This is a genomic window from Pseudomonas sp. LBUM1656, from assembly GCF_059716065.1.
On sequence record NZ_CP166800.1, the window covers coordinates 3,760,236 to 3,777,263 of the forward strand.

The 17,028-nt window shown below is 59.1% G+C and carries 19 protein-coding genes and 1 pseudogene; 12 read left to right on the forward strand and 8 right to left on the reverse strand.

Features of this window, described 5'->3' with window-relative positions; all coding sequences use genetic code 11:
* Positions 1-57: 57 nt before the first annotated feature.
* From ACA072_RS16970 to ACA072_RS16990, 5 genes are read right to left on the reverse strand one after another with little or no spacing between them, the layout of a single operon-like run.
* A complete protein-coding gene (locus ACA072_RS16970; protein ID WP_497619202.1) occupies positions 58-987 on the reverse strand; it encodes an amino acid ABC transporter permease in 930 nt (309 codons plus the stop codon).
* The gene (locus tag ACA072_RS16975) at positions 984-1,616 is read right to left on the reverse strand and encodes an amino acid ABC transporter permease (RefSeq protein ID WP_497619204.1); all 633 of its coding nucleotides are present in this window, start codon (positions 1,614-1,616) and stop codon (positions 984-986) included. The genes ACA072_RS16970 and ACA072_RS16975 overlap by 4 nt, the downstream gene beginning before the upstream one ends.
* A 23-nt stretch (positions 1,617-1,639) precedes the next feature.
* A complete protein-coding gene (locus tag ACA072_RS16980) occupies positions 1,640-2,482 on the reverse strand; it encodes a glutamate ABC transporter substrate-binding protein (RefSeq protein WP_497619206.1) in 843 nt (280 codons plus the stop codon).
* A gap of 39 nt (positions 2,483-2,521) precedes the next feature.
* Positions 2,522-3,286: an amino acid ABC transporter ATP-binding protein gene (locus ACA072_RS16985; protein WP_497619208.1), complete on the reverse strand. Its 765-nt coding sequence runs from the start codon at positions 3,284-3,286 to the stop codon at positions 2,522-2,524.
* A 51-nt stretch (positions 3,287-3,337) separates the two neighbouring features.
* Positions 3,338-4,360 (reverse strand): asparaginase, encoded by a 1,023-nt coding sequence (locus tag ACA072_RS16990; protein ID WP_497619210.1) that lies wholly within the window; start codon positions 4,358-4,360, stop codon positions 3,338-3,340.
* 222 nt (positions 4,361-4,582) lie between these two features.
* Here ACA072_RS16990 and ACA072_RS16995 point away from each other — a divergent pair, with 222 nt between their 5' ends.
* The gene (locus ACA072_RS16995) at positions 4,583-5,509 is read left to right on the forward strand and encodes a LysR family transcriptional regulator (RefSeq protein ID WP_497625001.1); all 927 of its coding nucleotides are present in this window, start codon (positions 4,583-4,585) and stop codon (positions 5,507-5,509) included.
* 86 nt (positions 5,510-5,595) lie between these two features.
* Entirely contained in the window at positions 5,596-6,051 is a 456-nt protein-coding gene (locus tag ACA072_RS17000) for a glycine zipper 2TM domain-containing protein (RefSeq protein ID WP_497619212.1), read from the forward strand.
* Between the two features lie 55 nt (positions 6,052-6,106).
* Here ACA072_RS17000 and ACA072_RS17005 read toward each other — a convergent pair whose 3' ends face one another.
* Positions 6,107-6,697: a TetR/AcrR family transcriptional regulator gene (locus ACA072_RS17005; RefSeq protein ID WP_497619214.1), complete on the reverse strand. Its 591-nt coding sequence runs from the start codon at positions 6,695-6,697 to the stop codon at positions 6,107-6,109.
* A gap of 193 nt (positions 6,698-6,890) precedes the next feature.
* Here ACA072_RS17005 and ACA072_RS17010 point away from each other — a divergent pair, with 193 nt between their 5' ends.
* Genes ACA072_RS17010 through ACA072_RS17020 form a run of 3 tightly spaced genes read left to right on the forward strand, consistent with a single transcriptional unit; the run spans position 6,891 to position 9,950 of the window.
* Positions 6,891-7,604 carry an SDR family oxidoreductase gene (locus tag ACA072_RS17010; protein WP_497619216.1) on the forward strand — a complete coding sequence of 238 codons (714 nt, stop codon included), beginning with the start codon at positions 6,891-6,893 and terminating at the stop codon, positions 7,602-7,604.
* 10 nt (positions 7,605-7,614) lie between these two features.
* Positions 7,615-8,571: an alpha/beta fold hydrolase gene (locus ACA072_RS17015; protein ID WP_497619218.1), complete on the forward strand. Its 957-nt coding sequence runs from the start codon at positions 7,615-7,617 to the stop codon at positions 8,569-8,571.
* A 53-nt stretch (positions 8,572-8,624) separates the two neighbouring features.
* Positions 8,625-9,950 carry an epoxide hydrolase family protein gene (locus ACA072_RS17020; RefSeq protein WP_497619220.1) on the forward strand — a complete coding sequence of 442 codons (1,326 nt, stop codon included), beginning with the start codon at positions 8,625-8,627 and terminating at the stop codon, positions 9,948-9,950.
* A gap of 82 nt (positions 9,951-10,032) precedes the next feature.
* Here ACA072_RS17020 and ACA072_RS17025 read toward each other — a convergent pair whose 3' ends face one another.
* Positions 10,033-10,362: a DHCW motif cupin fold protein gene (locus ACA072_RS17025; protein WP_497619222.1), complete on the reverse strand. Its 330-nt coding sequence runs from the start codon at positions 10,360-10,362 to the stop codon at positions 10,033-10,035.
* Positions 10,363-10,670: 308 nt separating this feature from the next.
* Between ACA072_RS17025 and ACA072_RS17030 the strand changes: the two are divergent.
* Positions 10,671-10,907: pseudogene (locus ACA072_RS17030) on the forward strand (hypothetical protein); the annotation flags it as partial.
* Positions 10,908-10,957: 50 nt separating this feature from the next.
* Positions 10,958-11,533 carry an S-(hydroxymethyl)glutathione synthase gene (gfa, locus tag ACA072_RS17035; protein ID WP_497619223.1) on the forward strand — a complete coding sequence of 192 codons (576 nt, stop codon included), beginning with the start codon at positions 10,958-10,960 and terminating at the stop codon, positions 11,531-11,533.
* Positions 11,534-11,738: 205 nt separating this feature from the next.
* On the opposite strand, the gene ACA072_RS17040 is transcribed toward gfa, so the two are convergent.
* A complete protein-coding gene (locus tag ACA072_RS17040; protein WP_497619225.1) occupies positions 11,739-12,560 on the reverse strand; it encodes an SDR family oxidoreductase in 822 nt (273 codons plus the stop codon).
* A gap of 309 nt (positions 12,561-12,869) precedes the next feature.
* On the opposite strand from ACA072_RS17040, the gene napE reads away from it, so the two are divergent.
* From napE to ACA072_RS17065, 5 genes are read left to right on the forward strand one after another with little or no spacing between them, the layout of a single operon-like run.
* Positions 12,870-13,037 (forward strand): periplasmic nitrate reductase, NapE protein, encoded by a 168-nt coding sequence (gene napE, locus ACA072_RS17045; RefSeq protein WP_497619227.1) that lies wholly within the window; start codon positions 12,870-12,872, stop codon positions 13,035-13,037.
* Positions 13,038-13,070: 33 nt separating this feature from the next.
* Positions 13,071-13,331 (forward strand): chaperone NapD, encoded by a 261-nt coding sequence (locus ACA072_RS17050; protein WP_497619229.1) that lies wholly within the window; start codon positions 13,071-13,073, stop codon positions 13,329-13,331.
* A complete protein-coding gene (gene napA, locus ACA072_RS17055) occupies positions 13,328-15,832 on the forward strand; it encodes a nitrate reductase catalytic subunit NapA (protein WP_497619231.1) in 2,505 nt (834 codons plus the stop codon). The genes ACA072_RS17050 and napA overlap by 4 nt, the downstream gene beginning before the upstream one ends.
* Before the next feature lie 11 nt (positions 15,833-15,843).
* Positions 15,844-16,329: a nitrate reductase cytochrome c-type subunit gene (locus ACA072_RS17060; protein ID WP_497619233.1), complete on the forward strand. Its 486-nt coding sequence runs from the start codon at positions 15,844-15,846 to the stop codon at positions 16,327-16,329.
* Positions 16,330-16,338: 9 nt separating this feature from the next.
* Entirely contained in the window at positions 16,339-16,935 is a 597-nt protein-coding gene (locus ACA072_RS17065; protein ID WP_497619235.1) for a cytochrome c3 family protein, read from the forward strand.
* Positions 16,936-17,028: the final 93 nt, after the last annotated feature.

Consider the following 17,028-nt stretch of genomic DNA (forward strand, 5'->3'; position numbering starts at 1 on the left):
AGTCCTCGACGAAAAGCCCGGCCTCATCAGCCGGGCTTTTTTACGCGCGCCCTTTACTCAATGATCACGTCTCGGCAGCGGATCCGGCCCATGCCCCAAAGCCGTTTGCATGCCTGGAACACTTCCCAGGGGCCCGACCAGATTTACTTCAGGCATCCCCCCCTCTTCCCGGACAACGGCGCGAGAGGTATAGGCCTGCCGCCGTTCGATCCAGCGGCGCAATGCCAACAGCAGCGCGCTGACAAACCCATACATGACCGTGACGATAAACGCCGATTGCAGCAGTGATTGCGGGGCAAAGCTGGATATTTGCTGTGAACGACGCAGCAACTCTTCGTAGGGAATGATGTACCCCAGCGAAGTGTCCTGAACAATGGCCAGCACCGCACTGATCAACGCTGGCAGCATGAGTTTCAGCGCCTGCGGCAACACAATCCATATCATCGCCTGGTGTTCGCGCATGCCGATCGACAGTGCCGCTTCTTTCTGCCCGCGCCCCAGGGAGAGAATGCCGGCGCGGACGATCTCTGCCGTCATCGCGCTGTGGTGCAGCACCATCCCGAAAATCAGGTAACCCAGGGCTGACCAGTTCAACCCAAGCGAAGGCAGCAGAATGACGGTAAAAAGGATCAACAGCAGCAGCGGCACCGCACGAAAACACCCGATGTAGGCCGCCGCCAACGTGCGCAACCAAAGCGTGGTCGACAGCCGCGCAAGCGCCAGCGGCAATGCCAGACCAAAGGCCAGCACCACGCTGATCGTCGCAGCCAGCAAGGTTGCCATCAGCCCGTCAAACAGGAAGCGCAGCGTCCCCGGATGCAGGAAGATTTCCCACCGATTGGCATCGAACTGACCACTTGCGTCGAGCCGGTGCCCCACGGCAAACAGGCACCCGAACAGAAGGATGACGCCAATCACCGAGATGATCCGGTTACGCCTTCTGGCCATCGGACCCGGCGGTTCGTACAGGAGGTTCGTAGCACTCATCGCAACACCGCCATTTTTTGCTCCAGGAAGCGAAAGAACAGACCCGCCGGAAGGGTCAGCAGCATGTAGGCGGCCATGGCGCCGAGGAAGGTCGGCACGGCCAAGGCTGTGTCGAAGTTGATCTTCTGTGCGGTGTAGGTAATGTCCGCGACACCGATCGCAGCGCCGATGGCCGACGCCTTGATCTGAATGATGAACAGATTGCCAAGCGGCGCGATTACCGACTGCACCGCTTGTGGCAAGACAACTTCGCCCAGAATCTGATCGAAGCGCATGCCGATGCTGCGTGCGGCTTCGATCTGCCCGATCGACACGGTGTTGATGCCCGCCCGCACCACTTCACAGATCCAGGCAGCGCTATAAAGCCCCAACACCAGGACCGTAGAAGTGAACAGCGAATACATGAAACCCAGCTTCGGCAATCCGAAGGTGAACAGCAGTAACAGCGCCAACAGCGGCATCATCCGCATGAGTTCAACGTAACTGCTGGCGAACCAGCGAAAGGGTGGCCATGGGCTCACCCTCATGATTGCCAACAGCAGTCCGAGAACGATCGCGATGGCAAAGGACAGCAGGGTAAGCTCGACGCTGACCGCGATGCCCCCCAGAAAGCGTTCGATATAAGACATCACGGTCGCCCCTTCCGGCTCTCTTACTGTTCGATCACTGGCACTTGGGGTGCGCCCAGGCCAGACTCAAGATCCTTGCCATACAGTTTTTGCCACTGGCCACTCTGGATCGACTTGCCCAACTGATCGTTGATCCAGTTGCGCCAAGCCTCATCTTCCTTGACCACGGCGATTCCGTAGGGCTCTTCGGTGAACGGCGTACCGACCACGCGCATCTTGCCGGGTTGTCGCATCGCCTCACCGACCAGCGTCGCACCGTCGTCGACATAGGCGTCGAAACGTTTGTCGATCAGCCCCTCGACGCAGGCGGAGGCATCGCTGAAGGTCACGATTTTGGCATTGGGCGCCAACGGTTTGAGGTTTCGCTCAACGGTCGTGCCGTTCAGCACGCAGACCGTCTTGCTGTCCAGGTCGGCAGTTTTGTTGATCGAATGATCGTCCGCCCTCACCAGGGAATCTTGTCCGGCGAGGTAGTACGGACCGGCAAAGCCGATGACTTTCTTGCGTTCGTCGGTCACCGTCATGGTGGAAATGACCAGGTCGACCCGTTTGTTCTCGACCAGAGGGATACGGTTCTCTGGCGTGGTGCTAATCCACTCGATGTTGTCTTCGGACCCGGTGAGCTGCTTCGCCAGCATCCTCGCCAGATCAGCCTCGAAGCCTTCAACTTGTCCGGTCATGGGGTTGCGGGAGGAGAACATCAGCGTATTGAGCGAGGTACCGACGACCAGCTTGCCGCGTTGTTGAATCTTGGCCATGGTCGAGTCGGCCGGGAATTTCTCAACCGTCGAGGCCGATGCCAACCCGGCGAGCAGGCAGGAAGCCAAAACAGAGACGCTGAAGGAGACGAATCGATTTGAGCGCATAGTTGATCTCTCTTGTTATTGTGTTTTCAGTTGAGTGAATTAATGGGCGAGAACTTTGGACAGGAACTCGCGGGCGCGCTCCGAGCGAGGGGCGCTGAAAAAGGTTTCCGGGGGCGCACTTTCGACGATCCGGCCCGCGTCCATGAAGATGATCCTGTCGGCGGCGGAACGGGCGAAACCCATTTCATGGGTGACCACCACCATGGTCATGCCAGAGCGGGCCAGATCGACCATGACCTTGAGCACCTCATTAACCATTTCCGGATCGAGCGCCGAGGTCGGTTCATCGAACAACATGACACTGGGCTTCATCGCCAGCGAACGAGCCAGCGCAACGCGTTGTTGCTGGCCGCCCGACAGTTCTGCGGGATAAGCCTTGTCCTTGTGCGCCAGCCCGACCTGGTCGAGCAGTTGCAACGCCCACGCATCCGCCTCCTGACGCCGCATTCCGAGAACCTTTCGAGGCCCCATGGCGACATTCTGCAAAGCGGTCCGATGCGAAAACAGATTGAAACTCTGGAAAACCATACCGACCTTCGCCCGCATCTTTGCCAGTGCCCCACCCTCTTCAGGCAGGCGCTCGCCGTGCAAAAAGATCTCGCCACTGGTGATGGTTTCCAGACGGTTGATGCACCGGCACAGGGTCGACTTGCCGGAGCCGGACGGTCCGATAATCACCACCACTTCGCCGGGCTGAACCTCCAGGTCGACATCGAACAGGACTTGCTGACTGGCGAAGAACTTATTAACCCCGCGCAGTGAGAGGGCCGGGGTTGACTGGGTTTGAGCGTGAGTCGATTGCATGATTTGTGATCTGCGTTAGAGGTCTGACGTGTGCCCGGCAGGCACCCCGGACTAAACGAACTTCAATTGCACCGTGGCTTTCAGCTGGCCCACCGGAGCGCCAGTACAACTCTTCAAGGCAGGGTCTGCCCATGGCGCCAACAACGGACTGTCGCTGCCTTCCTCCAGCACACCCAGCTGTTTGAGCACCGAAAGGGTCACGGCAAACACGCTGGGGAAATCACCGTCGCTGACCTTGACCGCCACCCCGAGCCCTCGGCTACGGATACCCACCGTCTGCACACCATCGGCGCCGGTTTTCGCGACCCAGTCGCCATTGGAGGCAAGCGTGATCCCCAGGTCGGCCCGACCGGTGCCGGAGACCATTTCCGGATTGCGGCGCATGGCGTCGAACAGACGTTGTAAAACAGGGCTGAGGCTGGCATCGGAACCGGCATCACCGCTGGCCAGCCGCGCCCACAACAAAGCGAGCCGTGAGAGCGGCATGCCAAGGTTCGGGGCATTACAGCCATCGATTCCCGTCCAGAGCTGATGTTCCGGAACCCGAGTCAGCGAGGCGACGACGCGCTGGATGTCACGTTGCAAGGCGTGTTCCGGTGCCAGATAGGAATGACTGGGCAATCCATGAAGACGGCAATACGCCAGGAAGCCGGTGTGTTTGCCGGAACAGTTGTGATGGCGTTGATCGAAGTGGAAGCCGGCGGCAGGCAGATTGTCTGCGCTGTAGAAGTCCGGTAGATGGCAGCCACAGCCCAGGTCAGTCGCGACATGCTCGATCTTGGTCAGCATGCTGCTGACGGTACTCACGTGCGAGGCTTCCCCCGAGTGACTGGCGCACATCAAGGCGACTTGATCCTCGGAAAATCCGAAGTGCTCGATACCGCCGTCCCGCACAAAAGGAATAGCCTGGAAGGGCTTGAGGGTAGAACGGGAAAACATCATGGCGGCGGGATCGCCGGCATACGCCAACAACGCGCCTTCGCTGTCGACGACAGCCACTGATCCCCAGTGGATGCGTTCGACGTGTTCGTTGCGGGTAGCAATGGCCAATGGAACATGTGCAGGAAAATCCATGATGATCTCGATACTCCAATGAACACCCCGCAGATCAACATCTGTAGGGGTGATGACGTGGTCGGAAAGACATGAACGACGTGCGCACTTCGAACGAATTCAGTCTATATTCCGACAAAATCTGATGGAATATCGCGTTACAGAATTCGGTTTTGCACCCCACGCAAAGGCACTCACTTTGAAATGACTATCGACACTGGACGAATTGATCACCTGGGCGTCATGCGGGCATTGGTCAAAGTGGTGGAATTGGGCACCTTTTCAGCGGCGGCCCGAGAGATGCACGTCTCCCCTTCGACACTGACCCGAATGATCTCGACGCTGGAAAAGTCGCTGAACACCACCCTTCTCCATCGCACCACCCACATCGTCGCGCTTACGGAAGCGGGTCAGATCTATCACTCGCGGGCGCTGTCGATGATTGCGGACCTGGACGACACATTGCGGGTTGTCAGTGATCTCAACCTTGCACCCAGCGGCCCGCTGAAACTGACATCACCCGTGGCTTTCGGCAGGCGTTTCCTCGCACCACTGATCGCGCCCTTCTTACAGATGTACCCAGGTATCCAGATGGATTTGCGGCTGACCGACAACCACAACGACATGATCGTGGGCGGTTTTGATCTCGATATCCATGAGGGCGAAAACCACCTGGAAAACCTGATCGCCTATCCGATCTCCCGCAACGATTCCCTGCTCTGCGCCACACCCGGCTACCTTGCGCGCTGCGGCCATCCCACAACACCGGCCGAACTCAGTGCGCACAACTGCCTGATCTACGTTCACCCGGACAGCGACCCCCATTGGTATTTCACCAGAGACGATGTGAAGCATTCGATTTTCCCGAAGGGCAACCTTCAGTCGGATAATTCGGAGCTGTTGCTGGAAGCGGTCTGCGGCGGCCTGGGCATTGCCGAATTTGAAATCTGGCTGGTGCGTGATCTGCTCTTGAGTGGCGAGTTGCAAATTGTCCTGCCTGACTATAGGTTTGTTAACTCGCTGACCGGGAGCCAGATTTACATGGCTTACCTGCCCAACCGGCGTTTTTCGACAAAGGTGCGGGTGTTGCGTGAATTTCTTGAAGCCCGCCTGAAAGGCATCGGTGAACTCCCTCCTGAGCTCTACCCGCATGCGGTGAAACAACGCTGAATTTAAAGGCCCCTCCAGTCTTTTTCGTCTACCGTGAATTGATGCGTTTGCAAGATCAACTTCCTCGAAAATGCTGGAGTTTGACCATGAAAACTATCGCTTACTGGTTGATGATTACGTTGTTGAGCCTGGCGCTGTGCGCTTGTGTCGCGGTCGACGCCGGGAGCGGCGGCGCGGGCGAGATGGAAATTCGCTCGGGGAAAATCGAGCAGATTACCCAGACGCAGATGCAGACCAACCACGACAGTGGCGTGGGCGCCATATTAGGCGGCCTCGGCGGTGTCGGCCTCGGAAGCCTGATCGGCCGGGGCACCGGTCGGGATGTGGCGATGATTGCCGGGGCGCTGGCAGGTGCGGCGGGCGGTAACTACGCGGAAAAGAAACAATACGATCAGCCAAAGGCCGCACAGCAGATCATCGTGCGCACCAACAGCGGCGTATTGGTGTCGGTGACCCAGCCGATTAACCCTGCACTGATAAAAGGCATGAACGTCTATGTCGAGGGTGCCGGTAGCGAAGCGCGGGTGGTCCCACAAAGTTAGTCCTGTGTCGTAAAACCCAATCGCCAGGTGCCCTTGCGGGCAAGCCTGGCGACCGCTACACCGGTTTACTCAGCGCGGCATCGATCATGAGTCGCACGCCGCGCAGCACCTGAGCCGACACCTCCGGCCGTGCCTTCGCCGTGGCGCGCGCAACCGAGAGGGCGCCGACCATTGCAGCGACGATGCCCATGGCGGTGGCCAGCGCGTCGACACCGGGATTATTGGCGGCGACCCGGCGCTCAAACGCCCGCACCAGCACCATGTAACCCTCGGTGTACTTCGCGCTGATTGCAGCATCCTGGCGGCCGATTTCGCTGGCGGACGCCGCCATGGCGCAGTGCTCGGCATAGTTGTCCAGGCTGTCCACTGCCAGATAGTCGGTCAGGAAACGCTCCAGGTCTGGCTCGCCATCCACCGTGCCCGTATAGAGCTTGGCATTGCCCTGCTCCAGGCTCCACGCCAGTGCCTCGGCGGCCAACGCCTCCTTGGATGGGAAGTGCGCGTACAGCGCGCCGTGGGTCAAGCCGGCCGATTTACTGATTTCGGCGACGCCCACACCATCAATCCCTTTCTCGCGAAACAGACGACTGGCGGTCTCCACCAGGGCGGCGCGATTGGCTTCTGATTTTTCTTTCGAGATTTTCATGATGAGGTTCCTCCGCGTTCATTCTTGCACACTATGATTGCGTCCACAATTAACAAGAATCCAGTGCCAGTAAGGCTTTATTACGAACAGAATATTTGTGTTGACTTTAATAAATGCGATCGCCATTATTAATTCAATGATTGCGAGCGCAATCTTACAGGGCGAAAGCCTCATCCAACCAGAGCACACGATCATGAAAATAAAAAATTCCGTTGCCTTCGTTACCGGCGCCAACCGTGGTCTTGGCCTCGCGTTCGCAAAAGAGCTCGTGGCCCGCGGTGCGAGCAAGGTCTACGCCGGGGTGCGCAACCCTGAAGGCGTCAACATTCCGGGGGTGATCGCCATTCGTCTTGACGTCAGCGACCCGGCATCGGTCGCCGCGGCAGTGGCCCAAGCGGGCGACGTGACGCTGCTGGTCAACAATGCAGGCATCGCCCGCCTGCTGCCTTCCATGCTGGAACCTGGCCTGGTGGAAATGGCCCGCGAAATCTTCGAAACCAATTACTACGGCGTCATGCACGTCAGCCTGGCCTTCGCCCCGGTGCTTAAAGCCAACGGCGGCGGTGCGATCGTCAACGTACTGTCAGACGCTACCTGGGTTGCCGCGCCGTTCCTGTCTGCCTACGCGGCATCGAAAGCGGCAGCGTGGAGCTTCACCAACTCGCTGCGCATCGAACTCCATGGCCAGGGCACTAGCGTGCAAGGCCTGCATGTGGGCTTCATCGACACCGACCTGACCCACGGTTTTGACGTGCCGAAAGTTCAGCCATCCGACGTCGTGATCCAGTCGCTGGACGGCGTGGAAGCCGGTCTGAAAGAAGTGCTCGCCGACCAAGGGACACGCGCCATAAAGGCCAGCCTGTCGACTGGGCAAGCGGCGTACCTGAATCCCGAAGCCGTCGCGTAAGGAGCACACCATGCAACTCTTTCAGCGACTGGCCCTCGGGGCTGTCTTGGCTATCACGGTCAGCGGCGCCATTGCGGTGCCGGCGGCCACGCACAACAGCGCACCCAATCAATTCGTCGAAGCTGACGGCGTGCGTTACGCCTACCGCCAGTTCGGGGCGCAGGCCGGCGTTCCGGTCATCTTGCTCCAGCACTTTCGCGGCAATATGGATTACTGGGACCCGGCAGTGACCGATGGCCTGGCACAGCAACGGCCGGTCTACCTGTTCGACAATGCCGGCGTGGGCCTCAGCAGCGGCGAAACACCCGATTCGTTTGAAGCCATGGCCGATCACGTCGCCGCCTTTGCCCGCGCCCGCGGGTTGACGCAGGTCGACGTGCTTGGCTTCTCGATCGGCGGCATGGTGGCGCAGGAAGTTGCGTTGCGCCATCCGCAACTGGTGCGCCGGCTGATCCTGGCGGGAACGTCGCCGCGCGGCGGGGTCTCGGGACATGATCCCCGGGTTCCCGGGATCGCGTTGCGCGAATCGATCGCCACGCAGGAGGAGACCGCTTATCTGTTTTTCGATCCGGCGCCGGCAAGCCAGCAGGCTGCCCGGGAATTCTGGGACCGGCGTCACCAGCGCACAGAAGGCCTCGACAAGCTCAGTTCAATGAAGGTCATCGCGGCCCAAGGGGCGGCGCTGGGCAAATGGAGCGTTCCCGGTGACGGCACATTTTCGCAATTGAGCCGGATTACCCAGCCGACCCTGGTAGTCAACGGCAGCAAGGACGTGATGGTGCCCACCGAGAATTCCTACACGCTGCAACAGCATATTCCGAACGCCAAATTGCTGATCTATCCCAGTTCGGGGCACGGCGCATTGTTCCAGTACGCCAACGATTTCGTGCAGCAAGCCAATGCCTTCCTGGACCAGGCCGAATCCCATCGCTTTCGAAAACCCTTGAGCGACACGCCGTCGCCGTAAGGAAATCCAATGTAGTCCTTGTTTTATCGCCCCAATCCCCCTGGAGTACGACCATGTCAGCACTATCGTTTACGGCGTTCCGTCGCTGCCTGTTAGCTGTTTCAGCAACCGCTGGTGCCTTGGCACTGGTCGCCCTCGTCTCGCCCTCTTACGCTCGGGCCGCTACAACGCCTGCGGCCGCCGTCACCGTCGAGAAGGACAGCGCCATCCGTCCTTTCAAGGTCAACATCCCTGAAGACGCGGTGGCCGATCTGCGCAAACGTGTATTGGCGACCCGCTGGCCCGACCGCGAAACGGTCAACGATCAATCCCAAGGCGTGCAATTGGCAAAGCTGCAGGAACTCGTGGGCTACTGGGGCACGCAATACGACTGGCGCAACGTTGAAAAACAACTCAATGCCTTGCCAATGTTCGTAACCAACATCGACGGCCTCGACATCCAGTTCATCCACGTCAAATCCAGACATCCGAACGCCCTGCCACTGCTGCTCACCCATGGCTGGCCCGGTTCGATCCTTGAACTGACCAAAGCCATCGGACCGCTGACCGACCCGACGGCCTACGGCGGTCGTGCCGAAGATGCCTTTGACGTGATCATTCCCTCGATGCCCGGCTACGGTTTCTCCCAGAGACCCACCGACGGCGGCTGGGGTCCCGACCGCATCGGCGTGGCGTGGGATGTGCTGGTCAAGCGCCTGGGCTACCAGCGCTACGTGTCGCAAGGTGGTGACTGGGGATCGGTGATCGCCGACGCCATGGGACGTCAGGCACCGCCCGGCTTGCTGGGGATTCACGTGAACATGCCGGCCACCGTGCCTGCCGATGTCGCCAAGGCGATCAACGACGGCACCCCGCCTCCCGCTGGTCTGTCGGCCAAGGAGACCGCGGCCTATGAGTCGCTGAAAACCTTCTTCGGCAAAAATGCGGCGTACGGCGCCATGATGAGCACCCGACCACAAACGGTCGGCTACGGCTTATCGGACTCACCCGTCGGCCTGGCCGCGTGGATGTTCGACAAATTCAACCAGTGGACCTACAGCGGTGGCGATGCGGAAAAATCCCTGACCAAGGACGAGATACTCGACGGTATTTCCCTCTACTGGCTGACCAACAGCGCGATCTCGTCCGCACGCCTGTACTGGGAAAACAACACCAACAACTTCAATGCCGTGGAACAGAAGACCCAGGAGATCAAGATCCCTGTCGCAGTGACCGTGTTCCCTGGCGAAATCTACCAGGCGCCAAAAACCTGGACCGAACGCGCCTATCCCAACCTGATCTACTTCAACGAAGTGGACAAGGGCGGCCATTTCGCGGCCTGGGAACAGCCTGAATTGTTCGCCAAGGAACTGCGCGCAGCCTTCCGCTCGTTGCGCTAAAAGCTGAGTTGCACGGGCCTGCCCATTGTTCTGATGGGCAGGCCGCACCACCGATTTCTATCCGCAAGAATCAACCCCAGCGTTAATCCACAATGAACAACTTGGCCCCCGTGGCACTGAAAGATCTATGCCCCTCGGCGTCGTTGCCCACCTGATAGCTCATCCCGGTGGTGAGCGTGAACTGGCGACCATCCTCCAGTTCCGTGTGCAACTCGCCTTCCAGGCACAGCAGGATATGACCTCTCCAACACCAGTGATCGGCCAGATAGCCGGGGCTGTACTCAACCATCCGCACACGCGTCGAACCAAACTGGCAGGTTCGCCACCAGGCGGTACCGGTCTGCCCAGCGTATTCGACACGCTCGACAGTCGACCAATCGGTCGTACCAAAGGGAACAGCCGTTAGATCCATGATTACCTCATCAATGAAAGAGTGTCTTCGGACCGTACCCACCCAGTGATACTTTCGATAGACACAGAGGCCACTCATTTAGGAGATACAGGCGCCCGTGCCAGAGGCAGCTTTCCTGCGTATGGGTTGGCCTATGGCAGCGCCCGGGTTCACATCACTCCGGCCAGCCGAATCATTTTGAAGGCGAAGACCGCAAGCTCGCAGCATTGCGCTTTCGGTGCAACTCTTCTTCCTCCGCCAATGCCTGACGAACCAGCGCCCGAGCGGCCCAGGCGGTGGCGACGAGTGATTCTTCGACGCTCGCGCCGATTACCGAAGGGCGCGTTGCTGCCGCACAGTTCTGGACGTACAACGTTGGCGTCCCGGTGATGCTCGGTGCTCTGACGCTGCGGCTCAAGGGCTTCCCGTCAGTCGAGCCATGGATTGGCGTTGCCTCAATCCTGATTGGCTGCAGCGTGCTGCTTTTTGCGTGGCTGGTGTTCTCGCGCATCGGTGTGACGGCCGTCGGCTTGAGCAGCGCGACACGCGAGTCGCGCCTGTCGTAACGCGCAACCGCTATTCTTATCTGGGGACACCCTGAAAAGGAGACGCCAGCATGAGCACCTTGAAACTTCACCCTTCACTGGACAACGGTATCCAACCCGCCGCCGATAATTTCACCGGTGGCACCCTGCAATGCCTGTGTGCGACCGACAAGGTCGAGGTCAAGATCGACGCACAGACGCTGCATAACCACGCGTGCGGCTGCAGCAAATGCTGGAAACCACAAAACGCGACTTTCGCCGTCATCGCCGTGGTACCTCGGGATAAGGTCAGCGTCACGGCCCACGAAGAAAAACTGGCGATTGTTGACGAATCCGCCACCATCCAGCGCCACGCCTGCAAGCAATGTCACGCCCACCTCTTCGGGCGCATCGAGAACAAGGACCATGCGTTCTATGGCCTGGACTTCGTCCACACCGAGCTCTCGCCCCAGCGCGGATGGGCGGCGCCGGGCTTCGCGGCGTTCGTTTCCTCCATCATCGAAACCGGCACACCGCCCGCGCAAATGAAGGCTATCCGCGAGCGCCTGCGCTCAATCGGTCTGGAGCCCTACGACTGCCTGTCCCCGGATCTGATGGACGCAATGGCCACGCATGTCGCCAAACAGAAAGGTCTGCTCCGTGCCTGATGGATCGGCCGCCGCGGTTTCTTCGCCGGACCGCGGCCCCGGTTCAATGTCAGCTCATGCGGATTGTCTGCGCCAAGTCCCGGGCGATGTGCCGAATTGGCGTTTGAGTGCACGACTTCCGCACAATAACTGTGTGGCGTCGCGCTTATTGTTATCACCGGCTTACCGCGGCGTATGACGAGCGTCGGTCCATGATCCCTTTGAACTAGTCGGCGCTGTCATCCACTACGGTGGGCGTCGCAGCCGTGCCAGCCAAGAGGCCGCCATCGATGTTGAACTCACTGCCTGTCATATAGGTTGCATCATCCGAGGCGAGTAGCAGTGCCAGCGCCGCAACCTCTTCGGGCATCCCGAACCTTCTGAGCGGAGTATCTCGAACCAGTGCGGCCATTCGCTCTTGACGATCTTCGCCGGTGCCCAACATGGGCTCCCACATGGGCGTGAGGATGGCCGCTGGATGAATCGAGTTGCACCGAACATTCAGACCTTGCTCGGCGCAGTAAAGCGCCACCGTCTTTGTGTGGTTTCGCACGGCGCCTTTTGACGACGCATAGGCCGCGGCGCCCGGGATGCCGACCAGGCCTGATCGAGAAGAGATGTTGATAATGGAGCCTGCCCCGTGCTGTCGCATGGAGCGAATGGCGTACTTGCAACCGAGGAATACACCATCGAGATTGGTTTGATGCACGGCGTGCCAGTCCTCCAGACGCGCATGCTCCGGGTCGTGAGGCACGAAGCCTTGCTCAAATCCGGTGATACCCGCGTTGTTCACCAAGACATCCAGCCTGCCGCGCTCGTTCAGGATTTGCGCCGTCACTCGCTGCCAGTCCTCTTCGCGCCGCACATCAAGGTGCAGATAGCTGGCGTGTTCACCGAGTGAATCTGCAAAGACTCTGCCGGGTTCGTCGTTGATATCCGTGATGTAGACAAAGCACCCCTCCTGCGCGAAGAGTCGCGCAATCGCTGCCCCAATCCCTTGGGCCGACCCGGTCACGATCGCAGTTTTGGAAGTGAGTTTATTGGCCATAAGTAATGCGGTAATTCCCTTGGTTTGATAGGCACGAAGTGTGAAGCGCCAATTCCCGGAAAGCAGTTGCCGCCCCCTGCCAGGTTGGTTGGCAAATCGATCCCGAGTATAGACCGCCTCGGTGATTTTCGATCATTTGGCCCAAAACGCAGGGCATTTGTAACTTCGGAAATAATGATGTAAGGCGTTACAACCGTTTATGACACTCAGACCTGAATGAATCACCGTCGGTCGTTAAACGTATGCATCAGGAAACTTGTTAAAACGTCGTGATCTAGTCTGAGTGCAAGTCAGGCTGGAGATTGCTTAATGCCATCGGCTGAAGAACGCAAACCCGGGCGTCGCAAGGAAACCCGGCTGTTCCTCTTTCTTGTCGTTTTCCTCTTTCCGCTGCTGTCGGTTGCAATCGTCGGCGGCTACGGCTTTATCGTTTGGTTTTTTCAGATGGTGTACGGCCCACCTGGACCACCCAACTAATAGCCTTTTCTTCAGGCCTATTGGAGCGTGCACATGGACGAAGCCCTGCATATTGCCAGCCTTGTAGTACTTGCCCGGCCTGAATATTTCGACGCAGTCAACGCCAACCTGCGCCTGCTGGAGGGCGTGGAGTTGCATCAGGAAAGTCCCGCCGGAAAACTGGTGGTGGTCCTTGAGGCCGTGCACGAAAGCCAGATCCTCCAACGCATCGAACAAATCAACAACCTGCCGGGCGTACTCAACGCCGCGCTGATCTACCACGAACTCCTCGAACCCGAAGGAGACATCGGATGAGCATGACCCGCCGAGCATTCGTCAAGGCGCAGGCCGCCGCCATTGCAGCTGCCGCCGCCGGACTGCCGATTGTGACCTCCGCCAGTAACCTGGTGACCGAAGCCGACATGGTCACCCTGGACTGGAACAAGGCGCCCTGCCGCTTCTGCGGTACAGGTTGCAGCGTGATGGTCGCGACCAAGGATAACCGGGTGGTCGCCACCCATGGCGACGTCAAGGCAGAGGTCAATCGCGGGCTGAACTGTGTGAAGGGCTATTTTCTGTCGAAGATCATGTACGGCGTTGATCGCCTGACCCAGCCGCTTTTGCGCATGACGAACGGCCAGTACGACAAGCAGGGCGAATTCCAGCCGATCAGTTGGGAGAAGGCCTTTGACATCATGGAACTGAAATTCAAGGAAGCCTTGAAGAGCAAAGGCCCCGAATCGGTCGGCATGTTCGGTTCCGGGCAATGGACCGTGTGGGAAGGCTACGCCGCCAACAAGCTGATGAAAGCAGGCTTTCGCAGCAACAATATCGACCCCAATGCGCGACATTGCATGGCCTCGGCGGTCATGGGCTTTATGCGCACCTTCGGTATGGATGAACCGATGGGTTGCTATGACGACATCGAAGCCACCGACGCCTTCGTGCTCTGGGGCTCGAACATGGCCGAGATGCATCCGATTCTGTGGAGCCGGGTCACCGACCGGCGCCTGAGTTACCCGCACGTGAAAGTCGCCGTGCTGTCGACCTTCGAGCACCGCAGTTTTGAACTGGCCGACATCCCGATGGTGTTCAAGCCGCAAACCGATCTGCTGATTCTCAACTACATCGCCAATCACATCATTGAAAGCGGTGCGGTGAATCAGGATTTCGTCAGCAAGCACACCCGCTTCGCCAAGGGGGCCGATGACATCGGCTACGGACTGCGCCCGGATGATCCACGGGAAAAACAGGCGAAGAATGCCGACAAGGCCAACACCTGGACAGACATCGACTTCGAGCAATTCGCCGCGTTCGTCAAACCCTACACACTGGAACGCACGGCCAAGGAGACCGGGGTATCGGCTGAACGGCTCAAGAGCCTGGCCGAATTGTATGCCGACCCCAAACGCAAGGTCGTGTCGTTCTGGACCATGGGTTTCAACCAGCACACGCGCGGCGTCTGGGCCAATAACCTGATCTACAACATCCATCTGCTCACCGGCAAAATCAGCGAGCCAGGCAACAGCCCTTTCTCGTTGACCGGTCAGCCGTCGGCCTGTGGAACGGCACGCGAAGTCGGGACATTCTCCCACCGCTTGCCTGCCGACCTGGTGGTGACCAATCCCAAACATCGCGCCACCGCGGAAACTATCTGGAAACTGCCCGCCGGTACCATTCAGCCCAAGCCTGGTTTTCACGCAGTGGAACAGAGTCGGATGCTCAAGGACGGCGTGCTCAACGTCTACTGGACCCAGGCCAGCAACAACATGCACGCCGGGCCGAACATCATGCAGGAAGTCCTGCCGGGTTGGCGTAACCCGGACAATTTCGTGATTGTGTCTGATGTCTATCCCACCGTGTCCGCCCAAGCCGCCGACCTGATCCTGCCCAGCGCCATGTGGGTTGAGAAGGAAGGCGCGTTTGGCAATGCCGAACGGCGTACGCAATTCTGGCATCAGTTGGTGACTGCGCCGGGCGACGCCAAGTCGGACCTGTGGCAGTTGGTGGAGTTTTCCAAACGCTTCACCACCGATGAAACCTGGCCCGCCGAATTGCTCGCCCAGTCTCCCGAGCACAAGGGCAAGACCCTGTTCGACGTGCTGTTCAAGAATGGCCAGGTTGACCAGTTTCCCGTCGAGCAAATGGAAGCGGGCTACAAAAACGATGAGGCCAAGGCGTTTGGCTTCTACCTGCAAAAAGGGTTGTTCGAGGAGTACGCCCAATTTGGACGTGGCCACGGGCATGACCTTGCCGCATTCGACCGCTACCACAGCGAACGCGGGCTGCGCTGGCCGGTGGTCGACGGCAAGGAAACCCGCTGGCGCTACCGCGAGGGACTGGACCCCTATGTGGAGAAAGGCAGCGAAGTACAGTTTTATGGCTACCCGGACAAGAAGGCGATCATTTTCGCCCTCCCCTACGAGCCGCCGGCCGAAGCGCCGGACGCCGATTACCCGTTCTGGCTAAGCACCGGCCGCGTTCTCGAACACTGGCATACCGGCACCATGACCCAACGGGTCGAGGAGCTTTACAAAGCGGTGCCTGACGCACTCGTCTACATGCACCCCGAAGATGCCAAAGCCTTGAAGGCACGCCGAGGCAGTGAAGTGAAGTTGATCAGTCGACGCGGTGAAATCCGTGCGCGCATCGAAACCCGCGGCCGCAACAAACCGCCCCAAGGGCTGGTTTTTGTACCGTTCTTTGATGCCAACAAGCTGATCAACAAGGTCACGCTCGATGCCACCGACCCGATCTCCAAGCAGACCGACTACAAAAAATGCGCGATCCGAATCGAGTTGGTCAGCGTGGCCTGAGGAGAACCGTCATGCCTTTTCGAATCCTGCCGTTGCTCCTGCTCGCTGCGATGGGCGTGGTGATCGCCGCCGAGGTCAACTACCCGCTCGATGCGCCCGGGCCGGACGGGCGTCGGCCCGGCGGAACACTGACCCAGATCCTGCCGGCCCCGCCCATCGCCAACGAAGAAAACAAGGACCTCAAGCGCGAACGCAACTACCCGGATCAGCCGCCCACCATCCCCCACAGCATTCGCGGTTATCAGATCGACATGAACGGCAACAAGTGTCTGTCCTGTCACAGCCGGGCCAACAGCGCGCGGACGCAGGCGACGATGATCAGCATCACCCACTACATGGACCGCGACGGCCAGCCGCTGGCGGCGGTGTCACCGCGCCGATACTTCTGCAACCAATGCCACGTGCCGCAAACAGAGGCTGTCCCTTTGGTGGGCAACCGCTTCGAGACCATCGACAAAATACTGCAAGACGACGCCAACGCCGCGCAGAAACGCTGAGGAGGCAACATGAAAGCACTGTTCGCCTTGCTCAAGGATTACTGGGGCATTCTGCGTCGTCCGAGCCTCTACTACAGCCTGGGCTTTCTGACGCTGGGCGGCTTTATCGCCGGCATCATTTTCTGGGGCGGTTTCAACACCGCGCTCGAGCTGAGCAATACCGAAAAGTTCTGCATTTCCTGCCACGAAATGCGCGACAACGTATTCGTCGAGCTCAAGGATACGATTCACTACACCAACCGTTCCGGCGTACGCGCCAGTTGCCCTGACTGCCACGTGCCCCACGAATGGACGCATAAGATCGCGCGCAAGATGCAGGCTTCAAAGGAGGTGTGGGGCAAGATTTTCGGCACCATCGATACCCGCGACAAGTTCCTCACCCTGCGCCGCGAACTGGCCGAACATGAGTGGGCCAGGCTCAAGGCCAACGACTCTCGCGAATGTCGCAACTGCCATAACTTCGAGTTCATGGACTTCACGCGCCAGGGCAAGCGCGCTTCTGCCATGCATTCGACGTCCCTGGCCAACGGTGAGGCCACCTGCATCGACTGCCACAAAGGCATTGCTCACAAGCTGCCCGATATGAGCGGAGTGAAAGGCTGGTAAGAAGGCGGCAAGTCGGCTAACGATTCACGACCTGCATAAGCCAGTCAATCCTGACACTTGTCCTATCCTTCCAACCAACCCACAACGCCGGAC

Excerpts from the sequence above, each read along its gene's own strand:
- napE (WP_497619227.1), top strand. The coding sequence starts at position 12,870 with ATGCCATCGGCTGAAGAACGCAAACCCGGGCGTCGCAAGGAAACCCGG.
- ACA072_RS17060 (WP_497619233.1), top strand. The coding sequence starts at position 15,844 with ATGCCTTTTCGAATCCTGCCGTTGCTCCTGCTCGCTGCGATGGGCGTG.
- ACA072_RS17010 (WP_497619216.1), top strand. The coding sequence starts at position 6,891 with ATGAAAATAAAAAATTCCGTTGCCTTCGTTACCGGCGCCAACCGTGGT.
- ACA072_RS17005 (WP_497619214.1), bottom strand. The coding sequence starts at position 6,697 with ATGAAAATCTCGAAAGAAAAATCAGAAGCCAATCGCGCCGCCCTGGTG.
- ACA072_RS16995 (WP_497625001.1), top strand. The coding sequence starts at position 4,583 with ATGCGGGCATTGGTCAAAGTGGTGGAATTGGGCACCTTTTCAGCGGCG.
- ACA072_RS17025 (WP_497619222.1), bottom strand. The coding sequence starts at position 10,362 with ATGGATCTAACGGCTGTTCCCTTTGGTACGACCGATTGGTCGACTGTC.
- ACA072_RS16980 (WP_497619206.1), bottom strand. The coding sequence starts at position 2,482 with ATGCGCTCAAATCGATTCGTCTCCTTCAGCGTCTCTGTTTTGGCTTCC.
- ACA072_RS17020 (WP_497619220.1), top strand. The coding sequence starts at position 8,625 with ATGTCAGCACTATCGTTTACGGCGTTCCGTCGCTGCCTGTTAGCTGTT.
- ACA072_RS16990 (WP_497619210.1), bottom strand. The coding sequence starts at position 4,360 with ATGGATTTTCCTGCACATGTTCCATTGGCCATTGCTACCCGCAACGAA.
- ACA072_RS17065 (WP_497619235.1), top strand. The coding sequence starts at position 16,339 with ATGAAAGCACTGTTCGCCTTGCTCAAGGATTACTGGGGCATTCTGCGT.
- ACA072_RS17015 (WP_497619218.1), top strand. The coding sequence starts at position 7,615 with ATGCAACTCTTTCAGCGACTGGCCCTCGGGGCTGTCTTGGCTATCACG.
- gfa (WP_497619223.1), top strand. The coding sequence starts at position 10,958 with ATGAGCACCTTGAAACTTCACCCTTCACTGGACAACGGTATCCAACCC.
- ACA072_RS16985 (WP_497619208.1), bottom strand. The coding sequence starts at position 3,286 with ATGCAATCGACTCACGCTCAAACCCAGTCAACCCCGGCCCTCTCACTG.
- ACA072_RS17000 (WP_497619212.1), top strand. The coding sequence starts at position 5,596 with ATGAAAACTATCGCTTACTGGTTGATGATTACGTTGTTGAGCCTGGCG.
- ACA072_RS16970 (WP_497619202.1), bottom strand. The coding sequence starts at position 987 with ATGAGTGCTACGAACCTCCTGTACGAACCGCCGGGTCCGATGGCCAGA.
- ACA072_RS17040 (WP_497619225.1), bottom strand. The coding sequence starts at position 12,560 with ATGGCCAATAAACTCACTTCCAAAACTGCGATCGTGACCGGGTCGGCC.
- ACA072_RS17050 (WP_497619229.1), top strand. The coding sequence starts at position 13,071 with ATGGACGAAGCCCTGCATATTGCCAGCCTTGTAGTACTTGCCCGGCCT.
- napA (WP_497619231.1), top strand. The coding sequence starts at position 13,328 with ATGAGCATGACCCGCCGAGCATTCGTCAAGGCGCAGGCCGCCGCCATT.
- ACA072_RS16975 (WP_497619204.1), bottom strand. The coding sequence starts at position 1,616 with ATGTCTTATATCGAACGCTTTCTGGGGGGCATCGCGGTCAGCGTCGAG.